The sequence below is a fragment of the Segetibacter aerophilus genome (assembly GCF_007991655.1).
In the GTDB taxonomy this organism is placed as follows: domain Bacteria; phylum Bacteroidota; class Bacteroidia; order Chitinophagales; family Chitinophagaceae; genus Segetibacter; species Segetibacter aerophilus.
In genome coordinates this window covers 494,553-520,948 of record NZ_BJYT01000001.1, presented here as the reverse complement: position 1 = coordinate 520,948, position 26,396 = coordinate 494,553, and the positions used below count along the sequence as shown (strand labels likewise).

The window sequence follows — 26,396 nt, the reverse complement described above, 5'->3', positions numbered from 1 at the left end:
TCGCCTCCTTGTAATGCAGCGCTCTATAGTGTTCAATCTATTTAGATTAAAATTATGTGCATAATCGAATAACTGTATAAAGTGTAATTTGCGTTATGGAGACCATTAAAGATTTAAGGCTTGCTGTATTAATAGACGCAGACAATGTTCCATATAGTAACATTAAAGAGATGTTGGAGGAGATTGCCAAATACGGGACGCCAACATTTAAAAGGATTTATGCGGACTGGACAAAGCCGACAGTTTCCGGATGGAAAGGTGTGCTTTTGGAAAGTGCAATAACACCGGTACAACAGTACAGTTACACCTCCGGGAAAAATGCCACTGATTCGGCAATGATCATTGAAGCGATGGACATTTTATATTCAGGCCGGGTAGACGGTTTTTGTATTGTCTCCAGCGATAGCGATTTTACAAGACTGGCAATAAGACTTAGAGAAGCGGGCATGAAGGTGTTTGGCATTGGTGAAAAGAAAACCCCTGTGCCTTTTATTTCGGCTTGCGATAAATTCATCTATATCGAAATTTTAAAGGCAGATGCAGCTCCCTTGAAAAAGTCAGAAAAGCCAGAACCGAAAAAATCGAGATCAAGGAAAAAACCAAAGCCGGAAGCACCTGACGTAGTACCAGTTAAAACTGAAATAGAACCCATTGAGAAGGTTGATACGGACCTTGTAAAATTAATTGAAGACAGCATCAACGACCTTGCTGACGAAGAAGGATGGACATTTTTAGGAGACCTTGGAAACCTTATTTTAAAAAGACAACCGGACTTTGATCCCCGCAACTATGGCTTTAAAAAGCTTGTTCCTTTAATTAAAAACCTGAATAGATTTGAAATAGACGAAAGAAACACTGGAAAAAATAATATTATCCTGGTGTATGTAAGAAACAGGAAGATGGGGTGATTTTGAAGTTTTTGATTATTTATGCTAAAATCAATTAAAGCTTCCAGGCGTTATTGGTTTTCTGTAAAACGATATCCAGTTCCGTACACTGTTTTTATATAGTCTTCGCAACCTGCATCTACCAGTTTTTTCCGAAGATTTTTTATGTGAGTATAAATGAAATCGTAGTTACTTACCTGCTCATATTCATCGCCCCAAATGTGCTCTGCTATCGCTGCCTTTGTTAAAACACGTCGCTGATTTGCTATGAAGTATTCAAGCAACTGGTATTCCTTTTCCGTTAATTCTATAGGTTTGTTATTTACAAAGACTTGCTGTCCGTCAGGGTTTATTTTGATTTCCTCAAATTGTATAATCTTGCTTCCCCCAAAATTTCTACGACGAAGGATCGCGTTTACACGGGCATTTAATTCGGACAAATGAAAAGGTTTCGTGAGATAATCATCAGAGCCATATTCGAGTCCTTTCAATTTATCTTCCAAAGCATTTTTTGCCGAAATAATAATGATACCTGATTTCGACTCAATTTCTTTCAGCTCTTTTACAATGTCTAGCCCACTTCCGTATGGCAAGCCTATATCTACCAAAACACAGTCATAGTTGAAGGATCTAACTTTTTCTAATCCTGCTTTAAAGTCGCTCGCCGTTTCGCAAACATATCCCTGGTGTTCAAGATATTTTTGAATTGATTGTTGCAAAGCAATTTCATCTTCTATTATCAAAATTTTCATTGCATAAACTTTTTGCCGAAATTATACATACCGCATAAAAAACCCCGCCTGCTACCAGACGGGGCTAACTAAACCTAAACAACGAAATGAAATTTTTTAATGAAAAATGAATAATGAGAATTACCCTTGATCGCCTCGATTTTCAATGCTCACTCTTCCCACTATTCACTATTCATTGTTCACTATTCATTTTCAATACTCACTATTCACTATTCACTATTCACTATTCACTATTCACTCCTCACTATTCCTGTCCGTTTAGATCGTTTAAAGCGTATTGATATTCAGTCTGCGGTTGTTGCGGATACACTCCACTGATGATCGCACTATTTCCGGCATTTTTCAAAGCAGCCTTTAATTCATCAATAGTATTAATTCTTGTATTATTCACTTTAGTAATAATAAAACCTGCTTTAATTCTTGTTTGTTCGGTTAAGATTCCTTGTCCAAGATCTTTCACAACAACACCATTTGAAAGGCGTAACTGTGCAGCTTTGCTCTTGTCAAGTTCTTCGAAACTTGCACCAAGTTGCTCAACCACTTGTTGCTTGATGCTTGCATAAGTACCTGAAGTTCCTTTTAAGGTTGCAGTTGCAGTTTTCTCTACACCGTTGTGCTGGTAAGTCAAAGAGATTTTATCACCAGGATGTAGTGAAGCAATTTTCTCCACCATTTCGCTACCAGAGTTGATGGTTTGTCCGTTTACTTTGGTTACGAAGTCACCTTTTTGCACACCTGCTTCATCTGCCGCACTACCTTTAGCAACGTCCATTACAAAGACACCGTCACCTTCTTTCACATTATTCTTTGCACGATCCTCTTCACTCATCTGGTCGTTGCCGTACATGATGCCGAGGTAAGCCCTTTTAGTAGCACCATATTTTACGATGTCATTCACAACCTTTTTGACAAGGTTTGAAGGAATAGCATAAGCATAACCTGCATAAGAACCTGTTGGAGAAGCAATCGCACTGTTGATACCAATCACGTCACCATCAGTATTTACTAACGCACCGCCACTGTTTCCCGGGTTAACTGCAGCATCGGTTTGAATAAAAGATTCAATCGGAGAGCTACTGTTACGGCTGTTAACTCCAATGCTTCTTGACTTTGCACTAACGATACCAGAGGTAACGGTAGTTTCAAGGTTTAGAGGATAACCAATTGCCAAAACCCACTGTCCAAGGTGAACGTCATCAGAGTTTGCAAACGTGAGGTATGGAAGATTATTGGCCTCAATTTTAATAACGGCTAAATCTGTACTTGGATCCTTTCCGATCACTTTTGCCTTGTAATCTTTTTTGTTGTTAAGGGTCACAACAATTTCATCCGCTTTGTCAACTACGTGGTTGTTGGTTACAATATAACCATCAGCACTAATAGCGACACCAGATCCTGATCCTCTTTGTTCAGGCGATGGACGAGATCCTCCTCTTCCACCAAACATGTCTCCAAAACCATCACCGAAGAAATCCTTAAACGGATTGTCCTGCACGTCTTCCGGACCTGCTGCAACCTGCTTCGGCTTAATACGAACTTTAATGTGAACTACAGCCGGAGCTGCTTTTGTAGCTGCCTTTTCAAAGTCAACTACTGGTCCGCCTACCGCACTTTCCCCGGTATAGCGGGCATTTTGAAAAATAGAAGTTGTTTCAGGAAGATTAGATGCAAGTTGTTGTTGCTGATATTTGCTAACTCCCAAAACACTTCCAACTGAAGTAGCTGCGCTAATTAGAACTACTGCTACTAATTGTTTTGATGTCATGGCTTTCAAAAATTTTAAGTTTAGATTTAATTACTATACAATCTTACTATCCACTTCTGAAGCGATTCTGAGGAAATTTGTAAATAGCGTGTTAAACGCTGAAACAATGAATAGAGCAGTGTTTTAGAAATACGTCCGTATTTGGAGGATCTGATCTAAGAGTTGCGGTATAAAAAAATAGGTAAGAAGGCTTTCCGTTGACCTTTAGTTCAAAATTATTTCGAACCTTTTGCCTTAAAAATTTTCAGCTTGTCATTAATATAGTACAGCACATCTTCGTTCGTTGGATGTTGCCTCAACCATTCGAAAGATGGAGAATAAAGGTTCATAAACGTTCTAAGCTTTTCGCCTTTATAACCTGTATAGTAAGCAACAAGGTTTGGAGAGAACCTGTAGTCGACATAAGCGCTTTTTTCAAGAATGCTAAAAACTCTTTCCTCACCCTTCTGGTTGCGGTATTTTTTCTTAAAAACATTATCCAGGTTGAACGTCAGCCCGAAACCTGAAGGGTGATCAGTTGAAAGTGTTTTTAAAACTGTTCCCCTGTTTTCTTCAAAAGCTTTTTTTCGCTCGATGCTGTCAAGTTGGTACCGCGTGTACTGTCCCTTCACTGTAACCACAGGAAGCACGTTGCCGGAAAATGGTAGATAAATGGTAATGGTATCTGTGAACATCAGTGAATACTTCAATGTATCGAATCGATAAGACTTTGCAGAAGCGTAAATGAAATCGTTTGCACCTGCTTCCAATTTAAAGAAACCAACATTATCGGTCTTAACCGTTTTACCAGTTGCACTATTTGTTATAGTTCCAGCTGCGATAGGAAAAAGAGTTGTACTATCTCGTAACACACCATTAATCATTTTTCTCTGAGCCATCCCGCTAAGCGTGATGAAAAGTAGAATGATAAACGTAAGAGTTTGTTTAAGTATTGAATTCACCTAATAAAACTAGTTGATGCAATTAAAAGAAATGGTTAAAGTAGTCACTTGAACTATTTAAAAAGTGATAGAAGGTTTGAAACAAAACAGGTACAAATTCAAAAAACGGCAAACTATTCTTGGACCGGCAACTTCCTTAAATGCTTAAATCTTTTATGCTTGATAAAACCGTTGACATTATTGAATCCATCTACTGAACCAATACTTACATAACTCCACTTTTTAGAAGTGTATAGAACCGATACCAGCATCCCGGGTTTTAGTTGGGCTATTAACGGTGCGTCACTTGTAGGTGCTGTTCTTAGATCGATATTTTTTTGCACAACATGAACATTTCGTTTCTTTTCTTCGGCCGCTTTTTCTGCGACACTTTTTATCCAGGTCGTTTGCAGAATGGAGTCAGGAACAATCAGCCTTAAAGAAGAAGTAATCTTAGGAGAAAAATCAGTTGTTTTTATGGCACCTATACCAATATAACCACCGGATGTAGCTGTGTCTGCTTTACTATTTAAGCCAGCCGAAAATTCTGTTTTTATCATTGAAGGTTCTGATACTTGTATGAGGGCTGATCCCTTATACTCTTGCAATTTTCCTCTAACCTGGATTATTTTGTTTAGAAAAAAAGTTTCAGGGGGAGACGGGAACTTGTCTCTGTCCTCCGGTTCAATTCTTATGATGAGCCTATGGGTTGGGCTAGTGTCGCCAAGGTTTAAGAAAGTGGGTTTTGTTTTTACGTGAATAAGAAAAGCACCGCCATAAATTTTCCCTACAACAACTACGGTATCTCCTACATTATTTAAAAAGTTTTCGGTAAGTGTTTTTTGCTGAGAATATGCAGAACTGAAACAAAAAATAATCGCAATAAGTAAAACTACTTTCTTCATCAAAATTAAATTATCGTTTTCCCGTAGGAAAACTTGCAGGCTAAGAATTATTTAGAGGTACAAACTTCCTGTAATAATCCCATATTGTCAGAAAAGAGATGCCGTCTTTTTTAGGGCAGCGTTGTTAGCTAAAAGAGTTAACGTATAGTTCCTCCACTTTCTTGCGCGCCCACAATGTTTTCCTAAGAAAAGTAAGGCTCGATTTAATGCTGGGGTTACTATTAAAACAGTTGATCTTAATGATTTTGCCGAGTTCTTCCCACCCGTACAAATTAACCAGTTCAGTTAAGATTGTCTCTAACGTTTTACCATGCAATGGATCTTTTGAGTTGATCATAGTACGCGAAATAAAAAAATAAAAATGATTAGCTAACCTAATAGTCCTCTCGAAGTTTACTAGCTTATTCTTCGCTCGTTAAATTTCTGATGGCACAATTTTTAAGTCTTATTCTAAAAATAGAAAAACATGAACAATTTATTTAGAGGGCTATTAGCTGGTTATGGTGCAAAAAAATTAGGCGGTGGATGTTTTAGTACTATACTCATTTTTATAATCCTTTGGTACGCTTTGGGACAGTGCAACAACTAGCACCAGAGGTTTGATTGAATATGCAAGAGATTAGTCAAAAAGGTATAATATACGATCTCGCTGTATTCATGAGCTATCCCTCATTATTGTTGATGATAAAGAATAACAAGTGATAGTTTTAATGTTACTATCACTTATTTCTTTTAAAGCCCAATTGGAATTACAATAGATGAACGGAGCGTCGCAACGAAAGAAAAATCGGGAGAGTAGGTTGGTAAACCAATAAAAAAACTAATTAAGGGCCATCGAAAATATAAACGTCTTCTTACCGCGCTGATTATCTCAAACTTCCATTCTCGTTATAATAATAAACGATTGCGGCTATAGCCGCAATAGCAAGCACGACGGCGAAGATCCACCAGTATTCTTTTTTAGTTAAATTACTTTTAACCTCTTCTGTCTCTATTTCCGCCTCGGCATGGACCTCTTCTTCTTCCACTTCGACTGCGACCGGCTCTTTTTTCAACACTTCGTTTGAAGTTGTTTCTATGGGAACATTAGGATAAAAAGAAGCAATTGGATCAACTGGTCGAAAGGTTATTTTTCCCGCTACATCTCTCGTCAATGACCCAAGCCTGGGCAGTTCTACTGCGCCTTGTGTTTGAAGATTCTCTTTGAGATTACGAGAAAACGCACCAAAAGTATCCATAGCTTCACGCTCTTCGATTGTATGCTCTTTTGAAATAAAGGAGTAAAGATTTTTATCCTCAGCGGCTTCATCGTTATCAAATTCGAACCTATTAACAGGAGCAATAAACGCTTTATTAGCAAAGTCGAGAGACGCAGGTGTACGATGAACACTAAAGGTTCCTATGCCTGCGATGGTCGCTTTTTTATGTAGGATTAGATACTTGTATAAGGTCTGTAGCATTTTATTTTCCTGGTTGGGAGAACGAATATACTATTCCTCCGATTACATTAAATCCTAACACCTGGTACTGGTTCCAGCGTTGGTATTTATTATTCAGAATGTTATTAAACTGCAACCATAAATTCAGCTTCGGCATAATAGTAAATTCAACACCTGCATTTAAATCATACGCACTTTTTGGCTTAGTAGTTACGCCGCCCTTTGTTACGAATTGAGCCCCATCCCATAAAAACACATCGGATTTAAATTGAAGATCTTTCAAAACCTGCCATCTCAAAGCACCCGTAAGTTCCAACGGTACTAATCCCCAGGCTTTAGAATTTTCTTTCAAAGCAGAATATTTACTAATTGTTATTCCTCCAAGAAAGCTAAATTTCTCCTGGGCTGTGTAACCTGCTTCGCCATGAATTTTTAGTGCTCTCATGCTGGGCTCGTACACCGTTTGAAAAGTTTTACCATCAACAAAATCGTTGGTGAAAAGTGCAGCGTTGGTATACTTTAAAGCAGACAATTTTGCATTGAATGTAAAATGACTTCCAGCCGAACCTTTAAAGCCAGCATAAGACTCAATGATACGGGTATTTAAAAGTGTATTAGGTTGGGCTATCCATGGATTGAATGCAGCCAGAGATTGAAAAGTGTTTTTCTGATAATAACCGATCCACCCCCCTTGCAAAACAAATCTTTCATCCTGCATTTTAATAAGGGCAGTAAAATTGGGAAGCAGCTTAAACTCCTTGTTATCCCAGGATGGAGTGATGCCTGCATTCACGCTAAATGTTGGTTTCTTAAATCCTACCGAAGGAGATAAGTAGTATAGGTTGTTTGTAATTTTTCTACTGCTATAAGTGTGATAGCTCGTGATGTCTGCAGTAAACTCAACATTAAATGCAAGGTCTTCATTGAATGTCTTAGTAACCGGGGCATTCAAAACAAGATTTGCCTCTTTGCCTTTCCTGTTATCTGCAAAGAAATTTACTGACAAAGTTGGATCATAGGTTATGCCATAACTGTTCACTTCCTTATTCCTAAATCCTATCATCGCACTGAGAGTCTTGAACCGTTGTTTCAGACTATCCTTGCTGTATTTTAAGGTATCCGGACTATATCCATAATAATATTGATTACTTAAATCAACCCCTGCTTTTCCATGCCATTCAATATTACCCTTGCCGCTAAAAATTCCGGAAACGTCGGCGTTGGTACGGCTGTATTGCTGTAAGGGAAGGCTTCCTTTTTGTGAGATATGCCTGGCATGCACATTTACGAGCGAAGTTCTTCCGTCTCCGAACGACAAACCAAGTTGGGCAAAAGGAGTAGTATAACTACCCACACCTAGTTTTACAAAATTTGAATTTTCCCAGGAAAAAGATGTGTCGATAGAAAGTGCAAGGGGCTTCAAAGCCGCGGGCTGGTAAGAAAAAAACAAATTTTGGGCAGGCACATTGTAGGTTAAAGGAGGCCTTGAAGAATCGGCAGAAGGAACAGCTGCACTAAAGTTGATTTTAGCAGCAGGTTTTAAAACAGGTTTATAAGCAGACGTTACCACAACTGTTTTCTTGGTAGTATCTTTTTGCGCATGCACAGAAGACAATGAAACAATCGAGAATAATATTAGAAGTAATTTTTTCATGAGTCTTGTTGATTATTGTTTGGCCACTTTACTATTAGCATTTTTTTCAGCAATCACTGCATCGAGTTTTTGTTGTGCTTCCTGTTTTAATTCTGGTATCGTTGCATTTTCTGACACACTCTTTAGTGTAGCTTCTGCGTTGAAATAATCTTTCTGTTTAAAGTATATGTCGCCTAAAAGAATGTAAGATTTGGTTGTCCAATACTCATAAGAACCTGCTTTGTTGACTACTTCGAAAGCAGCCTTTTCAGCTTCTGCATACTTATTCTGCTGGAACGCAATAAAGGCGAGTTGGTAACGAGCCTCAGCAGCAAATTCTGACTTACCTAAAGCAATTACGGTACGGTAAGCAGACGTAGCAGCATCAATATCTTTATTAGCCTGGTGACTTTTTGCTATCACCATATTCGCCATCATTTTATCATCAGTCGCAACGCCTTTTTGGGTTAATAGTTCCTGTGCATTTGGAACAGCATCTTTCCATTGGTTTAACCGGTATTGCGAACGAAGCAAACCTCTCATCGCTTCCAACTGAATATCAGGTTGAGTAGCCAATCCTTTCAATTGGGTGAAATAAAGTTCTGCATCCTCGTAATTTTTCAACTCGAAAAAATTTATCCTTGCTGCCTGCAAAACACTTTTCTCGGCAAATTTATTAGGCGCTTTAGAGGCTACATAAGTATAACCGATCAAGGCGTTAGGATAATCTTTTTTGCCATTATAAATTTCTGCGACTTTATAATTAGCATCAATAGAATAACGTCCGTTAGGAAACTTGTTTAAGTAATCCTTGAAACCGTTCAGCGCGTTTTGCTGATCGTTGTTATTAAACCTTGTTTCTGCGGAAGCATAAGTTAGCGAGTCAGCTTCTGTATAACTTACATCCTTACCGTTTGCTTTCATAAAAGCGACGTATTCTGAAGGCTTTTGTTCAGAGACAAATATGTCACGAACGTACTCTACAGCCGCATCGCTTTCAGCAGAGTTGGGAAAAGAAGAGATTAAAGTTTTAAAGCTAGCGAGGGCCTCCTGGTTATTATCCAGGTTAAAATAAGCAACACCCAACTTTAGGTAACCCTGTGGGTGTAACGAAGTAGCATTCTTGTTTTTAACTATCTTATTCAGTGGAGTTATTGCCGATCTGTAATCTTCTGCTGCCAGGTAAGTATTTGCAATTTCAAGATTTGCATCTGGTATTAGTGAAGACCCTGGATAACGTTGTTCTAAAGACTGCAGCTCCTTAATCTTGTCTGTGTTCCTATTTGCAGCGCCGGAGATAATTGCTTTTTGATACAAGGCGTAATCGGCAGACGCAAGGTTGTTGTTGATCACAGTTTCGTACATCGTTTGAGCCTGGCGGTAGTTGCGATTCATAAACTGCGCATCTGCACTTCTTAAATACGCATCCTGCTCCACCGGTGTTGAATTCCTGTCTACACGTTTTGTAACCTGCTCAAAATAACCGAGAGCCTGCCTGTAATTTTCTTTTTGCAAATTTGCATGGCCGAGGTCATAACGCGCGTTGGTTACATTCACCTCGCCTCCTGATACAGGATTTTTTAGATAGTTACTCAGATACTCAATCGCCTGGTCTACCTTCTTATTGCGATATGCTATTTCACCTTTCCAGAAATAAGCAAAAGGCAACTGTGTTGTATTGTAAGGAGCTTTGATTACTTCATCCAGCAAAGCATCCGCTTTATCTAATTGTTGTTCGTTGATAAGTTCAACTGCTCTCCCATAAATAATTTTTGGATATACTTTTTTTACCGTTTCACTCTTCCCAGGCAAGCTTTCATATAAGGTAAGCGCGTCTTTGTAGTTATTGGTATTGGCCAAAACATTTACAAGCAACTCTTTTGCCTCCGGCAAATACGTAGACCTCGGATACGTATTTATAAAGCTTTGCAACTCGCTGGACGCAATATCCTGGTAGCCTAAATCAAAAGAAAGCTTGGCGTAATTAAAAAGAGAAATTTCTTTCTGAACCGGATTGCTGCTATTAGAAGCGCAAAACAAAAAGGCGCTTCTTGCATTTACTTTCTGCCCTGTTTTTAAATAAGCATCTGCTAACAGGTACATACTGTTTTGCGCAAGAGAATCTTCTTTTCCTCCCAGCTCTTTAAAACCTGCAATTGCTTTCGGCAGTTGGTTGGTTTCGTAATAAGTGTAGGAAATCTCATACAAATCTTCGCGACTAACCTTCCCTGCTTTTGTATTGTATTCCTGCAAGTAAGGCAGCGCCTTCTGGTAATTCTTTTTTTCAAAGTAAGCGTGACCAATCAACTGCCTTAATTGCAAATCATAGTACTGTCCCCCACTATTTAATTTCTCTTCACCATAAGCGATTGCTTTGTCTTTCTCTCCGTTGAAGTACAAAATTTCAGCAATATAATAAGGTACTATTTTTTGGTAAGTCGGCTGGTTTTCTACCTTACGAAAAGCTTCGAGTGCTAGAGGGTAGTTCTTTTCGTAAAAAGATATGAAACCAAAGTAGTAGTTAGCATCCAGGTAATTTGGGTCAGAGGAAATTTGGCGGATGGAATTGAAAAGCGGCTTCGCTTTATCAAACTGCTCTAGGGTAAAATAAGAGTATGCCTGGTGAAATTGCATCTCCGCAATCTCCCGATTACTTAAATTGTCAATCCCCGCTTTTTCATAGTAAGTCAGCGACTCCGCAAACTTTTGCTGACGATAATAGTACTCGCCTAACTGGTAACTTAGCATTTGAATGCGGGGTGCATTATGCTCAGATTCTATAAATTCTTTTGCAGCGCCTTCAGAGGTACTTTCATTTAACTTAAGCCCACATACAATTGTATAATATTTTGCTTCAAGCTGCGTACTTACAGGAAGCTTACTATTTGGAGAATGAGCAAATGAAATATTTTTAAATAATGGATAAGCAAGGCTAAATTGTTCTTTCTGGTAAAGTTCTTTTGCCAGCTTAAAGTTAGCATCAGGATCAATATTAGCCTGCGTAGCCTGTGCTAAAGGATGGCTGTGTACCGCCAAAACAAGCGCTGCTGCGCACAAACTTCTCTTAACTATTGCGATCATAGCTCTGGGTTAATTTGGAATATTTCTATAAATATTACAATTGTCAATCTTAATAAAAAGCAAAAGTCTTCGCTACCAGGTATTTAAGAAAAAGGTGCATGATTAGTTTTATTTGAACCCGCATTTTACCTTTTTTCAACATTGTTGTGTCACTCCCTTGTACAGATCAATTCTTTATTCGACTTTCCAAAACAGAAGAAAATAACAACACAATTAACCCAACTTAAAAGATAGATAAAGGTAAGATTACGTTTAGCGAAAGGATTGAGTGATGCACTACTGTGGATAAACAAAGCGAGGGGCACGGTTTGATAACATTTACTAAATCAGGTGTTAATGGAAACGTTTGAACTACATTTATCATGAACATACGAGTGTGAAGTTGACAGGTTGATTGATTGCAAAAAAATAGCTTCTTCAAACCATTATAAGTATCGATCGTAAGATTAATAATTTAAGACGCTTTATTTTAATCTTTAAGAATTTTTACCTTTCTGTACTGTTCATACAACTCTAATAAATTGACCACCAAAACAAGTCAAACAAAACACTTTACTATCCTCCTGCCCACATTTGGTGTTCTAGTTTTTAGTATTCTTTATATCGTTTCCACTTTACTCTATCCTGGCGGTTACCAGGAAAATAAACAGTCCAAAGGCTTTAGCTGGCTCCACAATTATTGGTGTAATCTTTTAGATGAGAATGCTATAAATGGCGCAGTAAATTCTGCACGCCCTTATGCTATGACAGCAATGTTTATACTATGTGCTACGCTTGCCGTTTTTTGGTTTTTATTTGCCCGCAGAATTAATTTCTCAAAATCTATCCGAAGGTTGATTACTTTTTCCGGTATCGCTTCCATGACGATTACAATGTTTTTATTTACCAGTTTTCATGATGCTGTAATCAATGTCGCAGGTGGTTTTGGGTTGATTGCCCTTGCCGGTACTTATGCAGGGTTATACAAAAAGAGATCCTACCCACTTTTTGTGATGGGCCTTTTCAACCTGTTACTGATCATTGTAAATAACATCCTATACTATTCAGCAGGGTTATTAAAATACCTGCCTGTTGTTCAAAAAATCACCTTCCTATTCTTTCTAACGTGGATTTGTTTAATTGACATTTTTGTGCTCAAAAAGCTTCATATTGCTAAGAAAGCGGAGCAGATGCCGGTAGAGATTTTGTACAAGTGAGTGACACAACGGGAGCTGCACAACGTACCTCCGCTCGTGGCAAAACAATAAAGACAATTAAGTTTAAAAAAGCTTGTCAGCGTAAGAAAAATTTACCCATATCTCTTTTATGACAACAGTTCTTGCACAAGGGACATCAGCCGGTTGGGCTCCAAGCCAAGGCGAAGGAATTCAAAAACATCCGAAGCAGTTTTTGAAACAAGCGGGTGGAGTCCCGTTGCAAGAACGAAGCCCAGCGGCTCGAGCTTTAGATGAGATTAACGCATTTTTTAAAAATGTAAAAATCATAATAAATAAATCGCCCTTCTCTCCCCCTTCTCAAAACAACTATTGTTCAGTTGAACCTCGTTTTTCTTCTACATTTGCCGAACGAAAAACAGCGACCATTATGCATCCATTCATAATCTACCACGAGCATCCCGATTGGTTTAAACCCCTTATGAACGAACTTTCTGAGCGCGGAATCCGCTACGAACAACAAGACCCCCGCTATCATTTTTTTGCGATAGAAGAAGAAAAGCCGCAAGTAAGTTTGTTCTTTAATCGGATGAGTCCGTCAGCATATTTGCGCGATGGTGTCCAGGGAGTTTATTATACGCTGAACTACCTAAAACACCTGGAGACTCTGGGTGTAAAGGTGATTAACGGTTTTAAAGCTTTTACCTATGAAACGTCTAAAGCTCAACAACTTACTTTAATGCAGTCTTTAGGAATTAAGTTTCCAAAAGCGCATGTAATAAACCATGCAAGCCGTGCAGTGGAAGCTTCAAAAGGTTTACGTTTTCCGGTGGTTGTAAAAGCTAACATCGGAGGAAGTGGTGCGGGCATTACGAAATACAATACTCCTGCAGATCTCCAGCAAGCAGTCGACAACAATACAATTGATCTTGGTATTGACCATACTGCGCTTGTTCAGGAATTTATTCCTGCTCGCGGAGGATACATTACCCGTGTGGAAACTTTAGGCGGAAAATATCTTTATGCTATTAAAGTATATACATCAGGAGAAAGCTTTAACCTCTGCCCTGCGGATATTTGCCAGACTACAGCTGGGACAGAACTTGTCAGAAATGCATGCGCAGTAGACGCTCCAAAAAACGGTTTGAAGGTAGAAGCTTACACGCCGCCGCAAGAAGTAATTGACACTGTTGAAACAATTATGGAAAAGAGCGGAATTGACGTTGGCGGAATTGAGTACATCATCGATGACAGGGACGGCGAAATATTGTACTACGATGTAAACGCCTTGTCGAATTTTGTGGCGGATGCAGTAAATGTGATCGGGTTTAATCCACACAAAAAGCTGGTTGATTTCTTAGAAGCAAAGGCCGAGGTTGCCCCGGTATTGGAAACAGCAGAACAGCTATAAAACAAACTTATGCAGTACGGATATTGGATGCCTGTCTTTGGCGGATGGCTGAGAAACGTGGAAGATGAGCAAATGGAGGCATCCTGGGAATATGTAAAAAAACTTGCTATCCGAAGCGAGGAACTTGGTTACGATCTTTCATTGATTGCTGAATTAAACCTAAACGATATCAAAGGCGAAAATGCTCCTTCGCTTGATGCCTGGTCAACTGCTGCTGCTGTTGCTGCAGTTACAAACAAGTTGGAGTTGATGGTCGCCGTTCGTCCTACCTTTCACAATCCAGCTTTGCTTGCAAAGCAGGCGGCGAATATTGACCATATTAGTAATGGACGACTCTCATTAAACGTCGTTTCTTCCTGGTGGAAAGATGAAGCGGAGAAATATGGTGTACACTTCGAACAACACGACGACCGCTACGCAAGAACTGCAGAATGGCTCACAGTAATTGATAACGTTTGGAAGCAGGATAATTTTAGTTTCTCGGGCAAGTACTACAACGTAAATAATAATGTATTACAGCCAAAACCTCTATCCAAACCGAGACCAAAAATTTATGCAGGTGGAGAGTCTGAAGCAGCTAAAGAGCTGATTGCATCGCAATGTGATGCGTACGTTATGCATGGTGATTCGCCCGAAGGAATTGCAGCAAGAATTAGAGACCTGAGCGAAAGACGCGATAAAAAAGGCTTACCCCCAATGCAGTTTGGAGTAGCAGCATACAGCATTGTTCGCCACACCGAAGCAGAAGTTAAAGCCGAAATTGAGCGCATCACAAATGTCAATCCTGGCTCTCCCGGTTACAATAATTATCAGCAGTGGCTGTCGGGAACGCAGTTAGAAAAAAAGCCGTCGTTGTATGATTATTCAGTTTCCAACCGTGGCTTACGCAGCGGACTAACAGGAACACCTGCACAGTTACAAGATAAAATTGGTGAATTCGAAAGGGCGGGCGTTGATTTGTTTTTATTGCAATGCAGTCCGCAATTGGAAGAGATGGAAAGATTTGCCGAGACTATAATTAAATAAACTCCTAACATAAATGATTTTTGGTCAGCTAATAAAGCTGACCTTTTTTGTTGTAACAAGCTCTATCACTTGTAGCGGCATAGCTGCGGCGCTCCGTTTATCTACACTCACTACAAGCATCATTCAAAAGGGTGTCAACCAACCGATTGACAATTCCGTTTTACTTTCTATTCTTTATATTTGGCTTCTAACTATCACTTAATTAATTGTTTTATGCGCCATTGCCTCCTTGCCGCCTTCTTGTTTTTATCCTTCTGTTGTTCTGCCCAGGACTATTATTTACTTGTAGGAACATACACTCAAAAAGGTAGTAAGGGAATTTACGTTTATCGCTTCAATACAACCACCGGAAAAGCTGAGTGGGTGAGCAATACTGACAGTGCAGCAAATCCATCTTTCATCGCCATCGCTCCTGATAAAAAGCACATATATGCGGTAAGTGAAACAGGTGGAAAAAATCCTTCCAAGGTCAGTTCATATGCTTTTGATAAAAGTACCGGCAAATTGTCCTTAGTAAATCAACAACTAACGGGTGGCGACGGACCGTGTCATGTAGCAGTTAGTAAAAACAATAAATGGGTCACAGTGGCAAATTATGGTGGCGGTAGTTTGGCTGTTTTTCCGGTCAATAATGATGGTTCCTTAAATCCTTTTAGTCAATCCATTCAACATGAGGGAAGCAGCGTAAACAAACAACGCCAGGAAAAACCGCACGTGCACGAAACTGTTTTTAGCCCTACGGGCGATTATTTATTTGCACCAGATTTAGGAACCGATAAAGTAGTCGTCTATAAATTTAATACATCGGCTGCCAAACCGCTTAGCCCTGCACCTACCCCATTCGTTCAAGTTAACCCGGGCAATGGGCCTCGTCACATCACCTTTCATCCAAATGGAAAGTTTGCCTATGTCATAGAGGAAATGAGCGGTACGGTCGGAGCTTACAACTATAGCAACGGAAAGCTTACTTCTATACAAACTATTGCCACGCATCCAGCTGACTTCAAAGGCCAGCCCGGTAGTGCGGAGGTTGACTTATCTCCCGATGGCAAGTTCCTATACGCCTCTAACCGGGGCCAGGAAAATAATATAGCCATTTTCTCAGTTAATCCTGCAAATGGAAAATTGCAGTTAAAAGGTTATCAGTCCACGCTAGGCAAAGCTCCGCGTCATTTCATTATTGACCCTTCCGGAAACTATTTATTGGCAGCTAACCAGGACAGCGACAACATTGTAATTTTTAAAAGAAATAAACAAACCGGCATGCTTCAGGAAACAGGCGAACAAATTAAAGTGTCTATGCCTGTATGCCTGCAACTACTAAAGTAAAAGCGGTCATTGATCAACTATTTTTAATGGAGTCGAAAGAAGAAATTTTAGGACTGATTGATATATATCTTGAAGAATTTCCAAACGAAAAAGAAGAGGTAAGTCAACTTGGTCAATTTTTGAAGGAACATGAAGGGCACGATTTGATTGACCGGAAAAACTTTCACGGCCACATTACTACCAGCGCCTTTATCGTAAACCAGGATGCATCCAGCGTTCTATTGCTTAAGCATAAGTCACTCAATCGTTGGCTCCAGCCGGGAGGTCATGTTGACAGCACAGACACTTCTCTACAATCCGCCGCTCTTCGTGAAGCCTTTGAAGAAACCGGCCTGGCGCCAGACAATCTTGAATTGCTCTCTCCCAAAATTTTTGATGTCGATAGTCATCACATTCCTGAAAATCCCCGCAAACAAGAACCTGCTCACATTCATCACGACCTTCGATTTCTTTTTAAATGTGCCACGCCGCAGGTACTAGCTATTTGTGAGGAAGAGTCTAGCGATAGTCAATGGATTCCGTTTGATCGATTACAAGACAATGAAGACTTTTATTGGCTTGAGGAAAAAGTAAAGCTTTTTAGTTAGTCTCTTTTTTAATCTCCATTTGTTCTTCACCTGACATTGTTGTGTCACTCACTTATACAGCAGCTCGTTGAGCACCTTTTTTCGCACATTTTTCTTAAACCAATAAATAGTAGCAAAAGTCATCGGTATAACTTTTGAACTGGTAAGGCATGAAAATACCGGAACCGTTCATAGAAGGAACTGATCACATTAACGCCATTGTAGAAACTCCAAAAGGAAGTAGAAACAAGTATGTGTACGACGAGGAGAATGACATCATCAAACTAAAGAGGGCTTTACCTGCGGGTATGGTATTTCCTTTTGATTTTGGTTTCATTCCATCAACCATCGCCGAAGACGGGGACCCCATGGATATTCTTGTTCTTACCGACGCGCCTACTTTTCCAGGCTGTCTTGTAGAAAGTAAAGTGCTTGGAATAATAAAAGTAGAGCAGGAAGAAGATGGCGAAAAGGTTCGAAACGACAGGGTGATTGCGGTTCAACTACATTCGCGAATGTATTCCTCCGCCAACAATATTGATGATCTTCCTGAAGGTCTTGTCAAAGAGATTGTCAATTTCTTTGCTTCCTATAACCAGGTAAGTGAAGACGTTTTTAACCCGCTCGGCAACGAGGGACCTGACGTTGCAATCAAACTAATTCACAGAAGTATAAAAAAGGCCTCAGAAAGCATCAAACCTTAACTTAATAAAATAAGCGGCTATGGCTTTAGGTGAAGACTTACAGAAAAAACTATCTAAAAAGTTTGAACCCTCCTCGTTTGTGGAAATGAAATACAAAGGCTACGACCTCTCATTTAAAACGGATGACGAAGGAAACGCAGTCCTGTTGTTTATAGGTAAAAAAACAGAACAAGGCACAATCAAAGGTGAACGCTACGGACGGACGTTGAAAAAAGACCGCGAAGGAAAAATCTTCAAAGACCATTGGGAGTTGAAGGGAAAAGCAACGTAAGAGAAGCGATAAGCTAGTAGCTGCGGAGCTTCGAGCTTGATGTTTTTCTTCGGAATTTTTTACGAAATTGAATAAACCTCGCTTCGATAAGCTAGCAGCTTAAAGCTCACATCTCGCACCTTATTTCGCCAACTTATCCAGCTCCATTTCAAATCGTTGCTTTGGGATTTGCTCCAGAAAGACCTGGTAGTACTTAGTAGCATTGTTTACAAATATTGACGCAGGAATTGCACCCTTCCATTTCGGCTCAATCGCCGCCGTGTATTTGTCAGCATCTATTTCGTCCAGGAACAACACTTCACCTTTATAGCCGTGCTTTTTTACAAACGCAGCCAGTTTTGAATATTCTGATTTAAAATCAACACTTACTAAGACGAGCTTAACAGGCGAATTCTTCTTAGTCATAATACTATCAAACCAAGGGATTTCTCTGATGCACGGACCGCACCATGTAGCCCAGAAATTAACAATCATAGGACCTGTACTATTGTCGATCATCTTTTTAACTTCCTTTGCTGTTACCTTTTTAATCTGCGTTGATGAAGCTTTCTGTGCGCTAGCATTTATTGATACCACACTTGCAATAAAGGCAACTAAAAAAATAGCTTTTTTCATATACTTAATTTTCTTCCCTTTCAGGGATGTCCTGTTGTTTAAAACCCCATTCGTTTAAAAGCGTGTGCAATTGATCGTCAGGCAAATTTTGCCGCTGATAATGACCGGCCTGCTCCTTTTGTCTATACGCTTCGTAAAGGCTGACAGCACATGCCACAGAAATGTTTAAGCTTTGAACAATGCCCATCTGAGGAATTACAAAATTCCCATCCGATAAAGCCCTTGCTTCGTCACTTACTCCAAAGCGTTCATTGCCAAAGACCAAAGCGATACTATTTGTAAAATCAATATCATAAAGACTTACGGAATCGGTACCTAGGTGCGTTGTTAATATTTTATTATACCTCGTTCTTAATTCCTTAAAGCATTCCTCAGCATGTGTAAACTCATGAACAGTAAGCCACTTCTTTGCGCTGCCACCACTTCTAAAACCCCATGCCCGTTTTGGAGGTTTCCTGTTGTTGATGATAAAAATGTCTTGTATACCAACAGAATCACAGGTACGCATCACTGCCGACTCGTTATGTGGATCAAAAACGTTTTCCAAAACCACCGTAAGGTTGATTTGTCTCTTTTGTAGTACCGCCAACAATTTTTCTCTACGTTCTGGTGTCATCTGTGTTGAGAATACAAAAGCTGTTAAGGCTTGTTTTATTAAAAAGGCTAGAAGAGTCCTCTTTAAGGTTTCAATAAAAAACCCTCCTTTTGACAGGAAGGTTAAAGTATTTCTCCAGCTATTTATCCACCTTATTTGCCACCTTGCTTTTGTGGACCTGCAGATTTACCGCCGCCTACTCTCGAGCCTGAACCCGCACCATGAGTGCCGCTGGCAGATGTAGAATCACCCATCACACGATTTAGTGCAGTAGTATCCCCAGTCTGTTGCACGCTATCGAAAGCCTTCTTCAAGCTATCCTCCCCAACGTTAGTAGTCGATTCGCTACTTTCTCCTCCGCCACAAGCCGTTAACGTGGCGGCTACAAGAATGATTGACAATATTTTTTTCATGAAACAATTTTTAAATAAGTAGGATAATAATATTAGAATGATTAGCAATTTTTTTGCCACCTACTTTTTCCTAAAGAAAATTCTAATAGGAACACCTGTGAATTTAAAGTTTTGCCTTAGTTGATTTTCGAGGTAGTTCTTATAAGGAGCTCGTATATCATCAGGGTAATTTGTAAAAAATGCAAACGAAGGAACGTGCGTTGGAAGTTGAGTCACATATTTTATGGTAACTGCATTTCCTCTCACAACCGGGGCGTGATAAGCTTCAACAGCTTTCAGCATAATATCGTTCAACTTTGACGTTTGTACTTTTTGCGTCTTATTTTCATACACCTCCAGCGCTACTTCCATCGCCTTCATAATCCGGGTTTTCTCCTTCACCGATATGAAGATAATGGGCACATCAGTAAATGGAGCTAGTTTCTCTTTCAACCTCTTTTCGTAATCCCGGGCTGAATTAGTTTCTTTTTCTATCAGGTCCCATTTGTTTACAAGCACAACTATTCCCTTGCCCTTTTTAACAGCAAGGCTAAAGATGTTTAAGTCCTGGGCTGTTATACCACTCGAAGCATCTAGCAGTAACAGACAAACATCAGCTTCATCCATAGCGCGGATAGCCCGGATGACAGAATAAAATTCAAGGTCTTCATTCACCTTTGTCTTGCGACGGATACCGGCCGTGTCAATAAGGATGAACTCCTTTTGAAACATGTTGTAGTGCGTATGGATCGTATCGCGGGTAGTACCTGCAATGTCACTTACAATGGTTCGCTCCTGCCCTACTAATGCATTGAGCAAAGAAGATTTTCCCACATTCGGTTGCCCGATGATTGCAAACTTTGGTAAGTCATTCTTCTCAAGCGCGTCTTCCGAAGCTTCGGGAGTTATTAATTCAGCTACAGCATCTAAAATTTCTCCTGTTCCGCTGCCGCTTATGCTGCTAACAAAAAAAATCTTTTCAAAACCAAGACTATAAAACTCTGTTGCTTCAAGCATGCGCTCGCTGTTATCAACTTTGTTTACACATAAAAAAACAGGTTTTGTGCTGCGTCTTAAAAGATCGGCTACTGATTGATCAAGATCCGTTATTCCTGTTGTTACGTCCACCATAAAAATGATGGCGTTCGCTTCTTCTATCGCAATTTTTACCTGTTTACGAATTTCTGTCTCAAAAATGTCAGAAGTATTGGCCACAAAACCACCCGTGTCAATGACATTAAAAGATTTACCGATCCACTCCGTTACACCATATTGGCGATCGCGGGTCACACCACTCACATCGTCCACAATTGCCTTTCTCTGCTCAAGCAGACGATTAAAAAATGTACTCTTACCCACATTCGGGCGTCCAACTATTGCTACTGTAAATACCATAAGACCCTAAGCCCTTACAAGGCTGTTGTTTTTAATTCTTACCCAACCGGGAAAGATTTTGTTATTAATTTTTTGACAAAAGCCCCCGTCCATTTCTCAACATCGTTGTGTCACTCCCTTGTACCTGTAACGAGCATTGAACAACGAATTCTTCCTTCACTATTCATTATTCACTATTCATTATTAAGAATTATACCCGTATTCCCTCAGCTTAAAATCATCATCGCGCCACTTATTTTTCACCTTCACAAACAATTCTAAAAAGATCTTTTGTCCTAAAAATTCTTCAATGTCTTTTCTTGCCAGGCTTCCAACTTGTTTTATCATTTTTCCGCCTTCGCCTAAAATAATCGCCTTTTGACTTTCACGCTGAACGATGATGTCTGCCTGTATTTTTATAAGGCTAGTTTTTTCTTTAAACTCATTCACCATTACTGTCGTGTCGTATGGAATCTCCTGCTCAAATAATTCAAAGATTTTTTCTCTGACAATTTCGCCTACAAAGAATTTTGTTGGTAAATCAGTCAAATCTTCCTCATCATAAAAAGGTTGGCCTTCTTTAAGATACTTCAAGATCAGTTCCAGCAATTTGTCGACATTCTTCCCTGCTGTTACAGAAATCCCAATCCATTCTTTGCAATATGATTTAGATGAAAAGAAGGCCTTCGCCTCTTCCTCCCTATTATCTTTAGCCAGATCAGTTTTTGACGTAATAACAATGCACGGAACTTTGAGCTTCAATGACGAGAAGATTTTGTCGGCCTCCTCCCAGTTGTCATTTATCTCAACCAATAAGAGCGCAACGTCTGCATCCTCAAGACTGCTTTTTACAGCCTTCATCATTTTTTCGTGGAGCTTGTACTTTGGCTCAATAATGCCGGGAGTATCGGAGAAAATTATTTGGTATTCCCATTCCTTGTTTAAAAAAGCCTTGATGCGATGCCGTGTCGTTTGTACTTTATGACTAACTATAGCCATTTTCTCACCTATCAAAGCATTTAAGAGTGTGCTCTTACCAGCATTTGGCTTTCCAAATATGTTTACAAAACCTACTTTCATGAATTGTGACCTAAGCAAAAAGCATTTGGGGATGCGTTTTCCTACTTTAATTAATCCACAAAAGTAAGCCTTTAAAAGGTAAGGGTTTTTATAAATGATTGTATTGAAGCTTCAAGAAATACAAAAGGGGCTAGCTTAACAGAAAAAAGGGGATGTTAAATAGAAGTGGCCGCTGGTCACTAACTCTCGCGCTTCTGGAAATCTGGCCCCATCACCCTAAATTTGCAAATCTTTTTTTCTTGCCTATTTACCGGGTAACAAGACAAGTATGCAATCAACTAATTTGCCTGATCAAACCTTTAGTAGCCGCCTGTGTTTATTTTAAACATTAAGAAAAGCAGCGTAAAGAGTTACCGTAAAAGTGAGTGACACAACGATGTTACATACATGGGAAAAGCAGGCAACAAAACAACTACTATAATACAAACATTATAACCAGTATATGAACTTATTTGAACAACAGGCAAGGGAATTTCAGGAAAGACATATTGGACCGAGTGAACAAGAGACCGTAGAAATGTTGCAAACCATCGGGGTGGCAACACTTGATGAACTGGTAGAGAAAACAGTGCCGAAAGATATTCGACTTGCAGGTGCTTTAGATGTTGCAGGCCCGGTAAGCGAACATGAATATTTAAAAGAACTTAGGAAAACAGCATCGAAAAATAAAGTCTTTAGAAACTATATAGGACAAGGTTACTACGACACCATTACCCCAACTGTCATCCTTCGAAATCTTTTTGAAAATCCAGGTTGGTACACACAATACACGCCCTACCAGGCAGAAATTGCCCAGGGACGTTTGGAAAGTCTTTTGAACTTTCAAACGATGGTTAGTGACCTGACAGCGTTACCAATTGCCAATGCATCATTGCTTGATGAAGGAACTGCTGCCGCGGAAGCAATGGCTATGTTGTTTAACAACAAGAATAAGGGCGATAAGATAACCGCCCCTAGATTTTTTGTTGATCAAAACGTGTTTGCTCAAACGAGGGATGTGCTTCTTACCCGTGCCACTCCGATTAAGGTAGAGTTGGTAACAGGTGACTTTAAAACTGCGGTACTGGATGAAACATTTTTTGGTGTAATTGTTCAATATCCAAATAGTGATGGTGCCGTTGAAGACTATCGAAGCTTTTTCGAAAAAGCTCGCGCCGTAGATGCGAAAGTCGTTGCCGCTACTGATTTGCTTGCTCTTACATTATTGACCCCCCCGGGAGAATTGGGTGCTGATGTAGCAATTGGTTCAAGCCAGCGCTTTGGAGTACCCATGGGATTTGGCGGACCACATGCAGCCTTCTTTGCTACTAAGGATGAATTTAAAAGGGTTATTCCAGGACGCATAATAGGTGTAAGCATTGACACTGAAGGTAACAGGGCTTTGCGTATGGCGTTGCAGACCCGCGAACAACATATCCGTCGTGAAAAAGCAACCAGCAATATTTGTACTGCTCAAGCTTTGCTTGCAAACATGGCTGCAATGTATGCGGTTTATCATGGACCAGAAGGATTGAAAAACATTGCGAAGCGCGTTAGTCTTCTTGCAAATTCTCTCAGCAATGAGCTTGTTGAGATGGGCTTCGAACAGGTGAACAGGCACTACTTTGATACGATAAAAGTAAAAGTGGATGATGTTGCTGCAATACGTAACCTCGCTGAAGCGCAGCAAATCAACTTTCATTATTTTAACGATGGTTTTGTTGGAATAGCAATAGATGAAACAACCGCGCAATGTGACGTGCTTGATATACTCCACCTGTTTGCCGAGATCAAAGGGATGGGAGATGCGGGAGTTATGTTTGAATACAATGACCACCTTGAAAATATTCCAACGTCTCTGACTCGTACGTCTACTTTTCTTTTGCATCCGGTTTTCAATACGCACCACAGCGAGACGGAGATGATGCGTTATTTAAAGTCTTTGGAAAACAAAGACCTCAGTCTTGACAATTCAATGATCCCCTTGGGTAGTTGTACAATGAAATTAAATTCGGCTACAGAACTTATTCCTGTAAGCTGGCCTGAATTTTCAAAAATGCATCCTTTTGCGCCAACAGATCAGTGGCAAGGTTACCATCAAATAGTGATTGAATTGGAAAAATGGCTTAGTAATATTACCGGCTTTGCAGCTACGTCATTACAGCCGAACAGTGGTGCACAAGGAGAGTACGCCGGTTTGCTGGCGATCCGCGACTATCATGAAGACAGGAACGACGCCCACAGAAACGTAATACTCATCCCTATTTCTGCACATGGAACAAACCCTGCAAGTGCAGTGATGGCTGGATTTAAAGTTGTAGTTACAAAATGTGACGAAGCTGGAAATATTGACGTGGAAGATTTAAGAAAGAACGCCGAAAAATATAAAGATGTCCTGGCAGGCTTAATGGTTACGTACCCGAGCACCCACGGGGTATTCGAAGAAAGTATTCGTGAGATTTGTAACATCATTCATGAGAATGGAGGAATGGTTTATATGGATGGCGCTAACATGAATGCGCAGGTAGGCTTAACTGCCCCGGGGTTTATTGGAGCTGACGTTTGTCACCTTAACCTACACAAGACCTTTGCAATCCCCCATGGCGGTGGCGGACCCGGAATGGGACCGATCTGCGTGAATGATAAACTTGCACCTTTCTTACCGGGGCACGTAAACATCCATAAAGGAAGTAGCGCCAATGCAGTAAGCGCCGCTCCTTATGGGTCTGCAAGTATTTTGCTGATTAGTTACGCTTACATCAAACTGCTGGGAGCAGAAGGGTTGAGAAAGGCAACTGAATATGCTATTTTAAATGCGAACTACATGAAGGCAAGGCTCGAAGGACACTATAAAATTTTATATAGTGGCAAGAACAATACTTGCGCCCATGAATTTATTGTTGACCTCCGTCCATTTAAAAGCCTTGGGATTGAAGCAGAAGATGTTGCAAAACGTTTAATGGATTATGGCTTCCACGCTCCTACTTTAAGTTTCCCTGTTGCCGGAACAATCATGATTGAGCCAACAGAGAGTGAACCCAAAACTGAACTAGATCGATTTTGTAATGCGTTGATTAATATTCATGAAGAAATCGTGGCAATTGAAAAAGGCAGTGCGGATAAGATTGACAACGTATTAAAAAACGCCCCTCACAGTTTGCAGGTAATTACTGCTGATAATTGGAGCCATTCATACAGTCGTTCACAAGCTGCGTTTCCTCTTGATTACTTACGGCACAACAAATTCTGGCCAGCTATAAGTCGTGTAAACAACACTTACGGAGATAGGAATTTGATTTGCACTTGTGAGCCTATCGAGTCTTACCAGGAGATGGGAGTCAACTAATAAAAACAATAACATAAAAAAAGGGTATAGCAGTTTTAATAATTGCTATACGCTTTTTTTATTAAGGAGATATTTAAAAAGGAAACAATTAATTAGACGAATCTAAAATTTCCGAGCACTGTTCAACAATAGCTTTCGATATAGAAGAATTCAACGCGTACAAGTCGGAATGTGAGCGATTGAAAGTATCAAAGTTTATCGACTTGTTTTCAATGAAGAATGGAAGAGAATGGCCAAATTGCTTTTCTAAAACATCATCCTTAATTAACACCTCCAATTTGTTATCTCCTTGTTTTGCCAGGCCCGCTTTATAAGTCGAACCGTGGAAGTTGAAATGAATGTTCATATTAGAAGGTTTTTTAGATGGATAATAGAATATGCGAAGATAAATCATAGGCACTTTCTGTACAAACACTTTATAAAAATTTTTAATAAAAATTAAACAAATCGGCTAAGGACGAAGCCTACGGAAATAATGGGCGCAAAAAAAACAGTAGAGATCGTCTACTGTTCGTTACTATATTTTAGAAAATTTTACTTGTTTTTCTTCTGGCCCTTTGGTGCAAAAATGACCAGCATTCTTTTACCTTCCATTTTAGGCATTCCTTCCAAAACTCCAGTCTCCGCTAAACGTTCCGCAAACTTTAAAAGAAGTAGTTCGCCACGGTCTTTGAACATAATTGCACGTCCTTTAAACTGAACGTATGCTTTCACCTTGTCACCTTCCTTTAAAAACTTTTCAGCATGTTTACACTTAAAGTCAAAATCGTGTTCATCTGTACTTGGTGTAAAACGAATTTCCTTCACCTCGCTCTGCTTCGAGTTCGCCTTCATCTCCTTCTCCTTGCGCTTCTTCTCGTACAAAAACTTTTTGTAGTCAATAATTCTACAAACAGGTGGAACTGCGTTTGGAGAAATCTCAACTAAATCAAGACCTTGTGCCTCAGCCATTGCTAAAGCCTTCTCTGTAGGATAAACACCTGGCTCAATTCCTTCTCCTACCAATCTCACTTCAGGTATCCGGATCATCCTGTTGGTCCGATGTTCCTGTTGTTGCTCTTTCCGAAAATTTGGGTTACGTCCCCTAAAAAAACCCGGGTTTACTGCCATTAATCTTTTTTTGGTTACTATTTATTTTTTGTTTTTTTTAAAATTAATTCAAAAATCATTCA

General features: G+C 39.8%; 24 protein-coding genes. 9 read left to right on the top strand and 15 right to left on the bottom strand.

Annotation, left to right across the window (positions count from 1 at the left end; genetic code table 11):
• Positions 1-95 precede the first annotated feature (95 nt).
• Positions 96-908: an NYN domain-containing protein gene (locus SAE01_RS02230; RefSeq protein WP_147201891.1), complete on the top strand. Its 813-nt coding sequence runs from the start codon at positions 96-98 to the stop codon at positions 906-908.
• 50 nt (positions 909-958) lie between these two features.
• Here SAE01_RS02230 and SAE01_RS02225 read toward each other — a convergent pair whose 3' ends face one another.
• The 8 genes from SAE01_RS02225 to SAE01_RS02190 form a co-directional block, all read right to left on the bottom strand.
• On the bottom strand, positions 959-1,639 hold the full coding sequence (locus tag SAE01_RS02225) for a response regulator transcription factor (RefSeq protein ID WP_147201890.1): 681 nt from the start codon (positions 1,637-1,639) through the stop codon (positions 959-961).
• Between the two features lie 244 nt (positions 1,640-1,883).
• Positions 1,884-3,404, bottom strand: coding sequence for a trypsin-like peptidase domain-containing protein (locus SAE01_RS02220; RefSeq protein WP_147201889.1), 1,521 nt, complete (start codon positions 3,402-3,404; stop codon positions 1,884-1,886).
• Between the two features lie 215 nt (positions 3,405-3,619).
• Complete coding sequence (locus tag SAE01_RS02215; protein ID WP_170234058.1) at positions 3,620-4,282, bottom strand: hypothetical protein; 663 nt, start codon at positions 4,280-4,282, stop codon at positions 3,620-3,622.
• Positions 4,283-4,458: 176 nt separating this feature from the next.
• Positions 4,459-5,229 (bottom strand): SH3 domain-containing protein, encoded by a 771-nt coding sequence (locus tag SAE01_RS02210; RefSeq protein ID WP_147201887.1) that lies wholly within the window; start codon positions 5,227-5,229, stop codon positions 4,459-4,461.
• A 124-nt stretch (positions 5,230-5,353) separates the two neighbouring features.
• Positions 5,354-5,566, bottom strand: coding sequence for a VF530 family protein (locus tag SAE01_RS02205; protein ID WP_147201886.1), 213 nt, complete (start codon positions 5,564-5,566; stop codon positions 5,354-5,356).
• Between the two features lie 529 nt (positions 5,567-6,095).
• Positions 6,096-6,689 carry a hypothetical protein gene (locus SAE01_RS02200; protein ID WP_147201885.1) on the bottom strand — a complete coding sequence of 198 codons (594 nt, stop codon included), beginning with the start codon at positions 6,687-6,689 and terminating at the stop codon, positions 6,096-6,098.
• 1 nt (position 6,690) lies between these two features.
• A complete protein-coding gene (locus SAE01_RS02195) occupies positions 6,691-8,322 on the bottom strand; it encodes a TonB-dependent receptor (RefSeq protein ID WP_147201884.1) in 1,632 nt (543 codons plus the stop codon).
• Between the two features lie 12 nt (positions 8,323-8,334).
• Positions 8,335-11,382 carry a tetratricopeptide repeat protein gene (locus SAE01_RS02190; RefSeq protein WP_147201883.1) on the bottom strand — a complete coding sequence of 1,016 codons (3,048 nt, stop codon included), beginning with the start codon at positions 11,380-11,382 and terminating at the stop codon, positions 8,335-8,337.
• Positions 11,383-11,903: 521 nt separating this feature from the next.
• Between SAE01_RS02190 and SAE01_RS02185 the strand changes: the two genes are divergently transcribed.
• The 7 genes from SAE01_RS02185 (at position 11,904) to SAE01_RS02160 (ending at position 17,843) form a co-directional block, all read left to right on the top strand.
• Complete coding sequence (locus SAE01_RS02185; RefSeq protein WP_147201882.1) at positions 11,904-12,578, top strand: hypothetical protein; 675 nt, start codon at positions 11,904-11,906, stop codon at positions 12,576-12,578.
• Between the two features lie 109 nt (positions 12,579-12,687).
• Positions 12,688-13,947 (top strand): ATP-grasp domain-containing protein, encoded by a 1,260-nt coding sequence (locus SAE01_RS24690; protein WP_218029049.1) that lies wholly within the window; start codon positions 12,688-12,690, stop codon positions 13,945-13,947.
• A gap of 9 nt (positions 13,948-13,956) precedes the next feature.
• Entirely contained in the window at positions 13,957-14,973 is a 1,017-nt protein-coding gene (locus tag SAE01_RS24685; protein ID WP_174834595.1) for an LLM class flavin-dependent oxidoreductase, read from the top strand.
• Between the two features lie 213 nt (positions 14,974-15,186).
• On the top strand, positions 15,187-16,302 hold the full coding sequence (locus SAE01_RS02175) for a lactonase family protein (RefSeq protein WP_147201881.1): 1,116 nt from the start codon (positions 15,187-15,189) through the stop codon (positions 16,300-16,302).
• Positions 16,281-16,889 carry an NUDIX hydrolase gene (locus SAE01_RS02170; protein WP_147201880.1) on the top strand — a complete coding sequence of 203 codons (609 nt, stop codon included), beginning with the start codon at positions 16,281-16,283 and terminating at the stop codon, positions 16,887-16,889. The genes SAE01_RS02175 and SAE01_RS02170 overlap by 22 nt, the downstream gene beginning before the upstream one ends.
• Positions 16,890-17,038: 149 nt before the next feature.
• On the top strand, positions 17,039-17,572 hold the full coding sequence (locus tag SAE01_RS02165; RefSeq protein WP_147201879.1) for an inorganic diphosphatase: 534 nt from the start codon (positions 17,039-17,041) through the stop codon (positions 17,570-17,572).
• Positions 17,573-17,591: 19 nt separating this feature from the next.
• Positions 17,592-17,843 (top strand): hypothetical protein, encoded by a 252-nt coding sequence (locus SAE01_RS02160; protein ID WP_147201878.1) that lies wholly within the window; start codon positions 17,592-17,594, stop codon positions 17,841-17,843.
• Positions 17,844-17,963: 120 nt separating this feature from the next.
• Here SAE01_RS02160 and SAE01_RS02155 read toward each other — a convergent pair whose 3' ends face one another.
• From SAE01_RS02155 to era, 5 genes are all read right to left on the bottom strand, one after another.
• A complete protein-coding gene (locus SAE01_RS02155) occupies positions 17,964-18,458 on the bottom strand; it encodes a TlpA family protein disulfide reductase (protein WP_147201877.1) in 495 nt (164 codons plus the stop codon).
• A gap of 4 nt (positions 18,459-18,462) precedes the next feature.
• Positions 18,463-19,074, bottom strand: coding sequence for a TrmH family RNA methyltransferase (locus tag SAE01_RS02150; protein ID WP_147201876.1), 612 nt, complete (start codon positions 19,072-19,074; stop codon positions 18,463-18,465).
• 131 nt (positions 19,075-19,205) lie between these two features.
• Positions 19,206-19,466: a hypothetical protein gene (locus SAE01_RS02145; RefSeq protein ID WP_147201875.1), complete on the bottom strand. Its 261-nt coding sequence runs from the start codon at positions 19,464-19,466 to the stop codon at positions 19,206-19,208.
• 60 nt (positions 19,467-19,526) lie between these two features.
• On the bottom strand, positions 19,527-20,840 hold the full coding sequence (der, locus tag SAE01_RS02140; RefSeq protein ID WP_147201874.1) for a ribosome biogenesis GTPase Der: 1,314 nt from the start codon (positions 20,838-20,840) through the stop codon (positions 19,527-19,529).
• 183 nt (positions 20,841-21,023) lie between these two features.
• Positions 21,024-21,899 carry a GTPase Era gene (gene era, locus SAE01_RS02135; protein ID WP_147201873.1) on the bottom strand — a complete coding sequence of 292 codons (876 nt, stop codon included), beginning with the start codon at positions 21,897-21,899 and terminating at the stop codon, positions 21,024-21,026.
• A gap of 442 nt (positions 21,900-22,341) precedes the next feature.
• Between era and gcvP the strand changes: the two genes are divergently transcribed.
• Positions 22,342-25,224, top strand: a complete 2,883-nt coding sequence (gene gcvP, locus SAE01_RS02130; RefSeq protein ID WP_147201872.1) for an aminomethyl-transferring glycine dehydrogenase — start codon at positions 22,342-22,344, stop codon at positions 25,222-25,224.
• Positions 25,225-25,312: 88 nt separating this feature from the next.
• On the opposite strand, the gene SAE01_RS02125 is transcribed toward gcvP, so the two are convergent.
• Positions 25,313-25,570: a hypothetical protein gene (locus tag SAE01_RS02125; RefSeq protein WP_147201871.1), complete on the bottom strand. Its 258-nt coding sequence runs from the start codon at positions 25,568-25,570 to the stop codon at positions 25,313-25,315.
• A gap of 188 nt (positions 25,571-25,758) precedes the next feature.
• A complete protein-coding gene (gene infC / locus SAE01_RS02120) occupies positions 25,759-26,334 on the bottom strand; it encodes a translation initiation factor IF-3 (protein WP_147201870.1) in 576 nt (191 codons plus the stop codon).
• Positions 26,335-26,396 lie beyond the last annotated feature (62 nt).

What these genes read in the sequence shown, in the direction of transcription:
- SAE01_RS02230 (WP_147201891.1), top strand. Translation starts at nt 96, where the DNA reads ATGGAGACCATTAAAGATTTAAGGCTTGCTGTATTAATAGACGCAGAC.
- SAE01_RS02225 (WP_147201890.1), bottom strand. Translation starts at nt 1,639, where the DNA reads ATGAAAATTTTGATAATAGAAGATGAAATTGCTTTGCAACAATCAATT.
- SAE01_RS02220 (WP_147201889.1), bottom strand. Translation starts at nt 3,404, where the DNA reads ATGACATCAAAACAATTAGTAGCAGTAGTTCTAATTAGCGCAGCTACT.
- SAE01_RS02215 (WP_170234058.1), bottom strand. Translation starts at nt 4,282, where the DNA reads ATGGCTCAGAGAAAAATGATTAATGGTGTGTTACGAGATAGTACAACT.
- SAE01_RS02210 (WP_147201887.1), bottom strand. Translation starts at nt 5,229, where the DNA reads ATGAAGAAAGTAGTTTTACTTATTGCGATTATTTTTTGTTTCAGTTCT.
- SAE01_RS02205 (WP_147201886.1), bottom strand. Translation starts at nt 5,566, where the DNA reads ATGATCAACTCAAAAGATCCATTGCATGGTAAAACGTTAGAGACAATC.
- SAE01_RS02200 (WP_147201885.1), bottom strand. Translation starts at nt 6,689, where the DNA reads ATGCTACAGACCTTATACAAGTATCTAATCCTACATAAAAAAGCGACC.
- SAE01_RS02195 (WP_147201884.1), bottom strand. Translation starts at nt 8,322, where the DNA reads ATGAAAAAATTACTTCTAATATTATTCTCGATTGTTTCATTGTCTTCT.
- SAE01_RS02190 (WP_147201883.1), bottom strand. Translation starts at nt 11,382, where the DNA reads ATGATCGCAATAGTTAAGAGAAGTTTGTGCGCAGCAGCGCTTGTTTTG.
- SAE01_RS24690 (WP_218029049.1), top strand. Translation starts at nt 12,688, where the DNA reads ATGACAACAGTTCTTGCACAAGGGACATCAGCCGGTTGGGCTCCAAGC.
- SAE01_RS24685 (WP_174834595.1), top strand. Translation starts at nt 13,957, where the DNA reads ATGCAGTACGGATATTGGATGCCTGTCTTTGGCGGATGGCTGAGAAAC.
- SAE01_RS02175 (WP_147201881.1), top strand. Translation starts at nt 15,187, where the DNA reads ATGCGCCATTGCCTCCTTGCCGCCTTCTTGTTTTTATCCTTCTGTTGT.
- SAE01_RS02170 (WP_147201880.1), top strand. Translation starts at nt 16,281, where the DNA reads ATGCCTGCAACTACTAAAGTAAAAGCGGTCATTGATCAACTATTTTTA.
- SAE01_RS02165 (WP_147201879.1), top strand. Translation starts at nt 17,039, where the DNA reads ATGAAAATACCGGAACCGTTCATAGAAGGAACTGATCACATTAACGCC.
- SAE01_RS02160 (WP_147201878.1), top strand. Translation starts at nt 17,592, where the DNA reads ATGGCTTTAGGTGAAGACTTACAGAAAAAACTATCTAAAAAGTTTGAA.
- SAE01_RS02155 (WP_147201877.1), bottom strand. Translation starts at nt 18,458, where the DNA reads ATGAAAAAAGCTATTTTTTTAGTTGCCTTTATTGCAAGTGTGGTATCA.
- SAE01_RS02150 (WP_147201876.1), bottom strand. Translation starts at nt 19,074, where the DNA reads ATGACACCAGAACGTAGAGAAAAATTGTTGGCGGTACTACAAAAGAGA.
- SAE01_RS02145 (WP_147201875.1), bottom strand. Translation starts at nt 19,466, where the DNA reads ATGAAAAAAATATTGTCAATCATTCTTGTAGCCGCCACGTTAACGGCT.
- der (WP_147201874.1), bottom strand. Translation starts at nt 20,840, where the DNA reads ATGGTATTTACAGTAGCAATAGTTGGACGCCCGAATGTGGGTAAGAGT.
- era (WP_147201873.1), bottom strand. Translation starts at nt 21,899, where the DNA reads ATGAAAGTAGGTTTTGTAAACATATTTGGAAAGCCAAATGCTGGTAAG.
- gcvP (WP_147201872.1), top strand. Translation starts at nt 22,342, where the DNA reads ATGAACTTATTTGAACAACAGGCAAGGGAATTTCAGGAAAGACATATT.
- SAE01_RS02125 (WP_147201871.1), bottom strand. Translation starts at nt 25,570, where the DNA reads ATGAACATTCATTTCAACTTCCACGGTTCGACTTATAAAGCGGGCCTG.
- infC (WP_147201870.1), bottom strand. Translation starts at nt 26,334, where the DNA reads ATGGCAGTAAACCCGGGTTTTTTTAGGGGACGTAACCCAAATTTTCGG.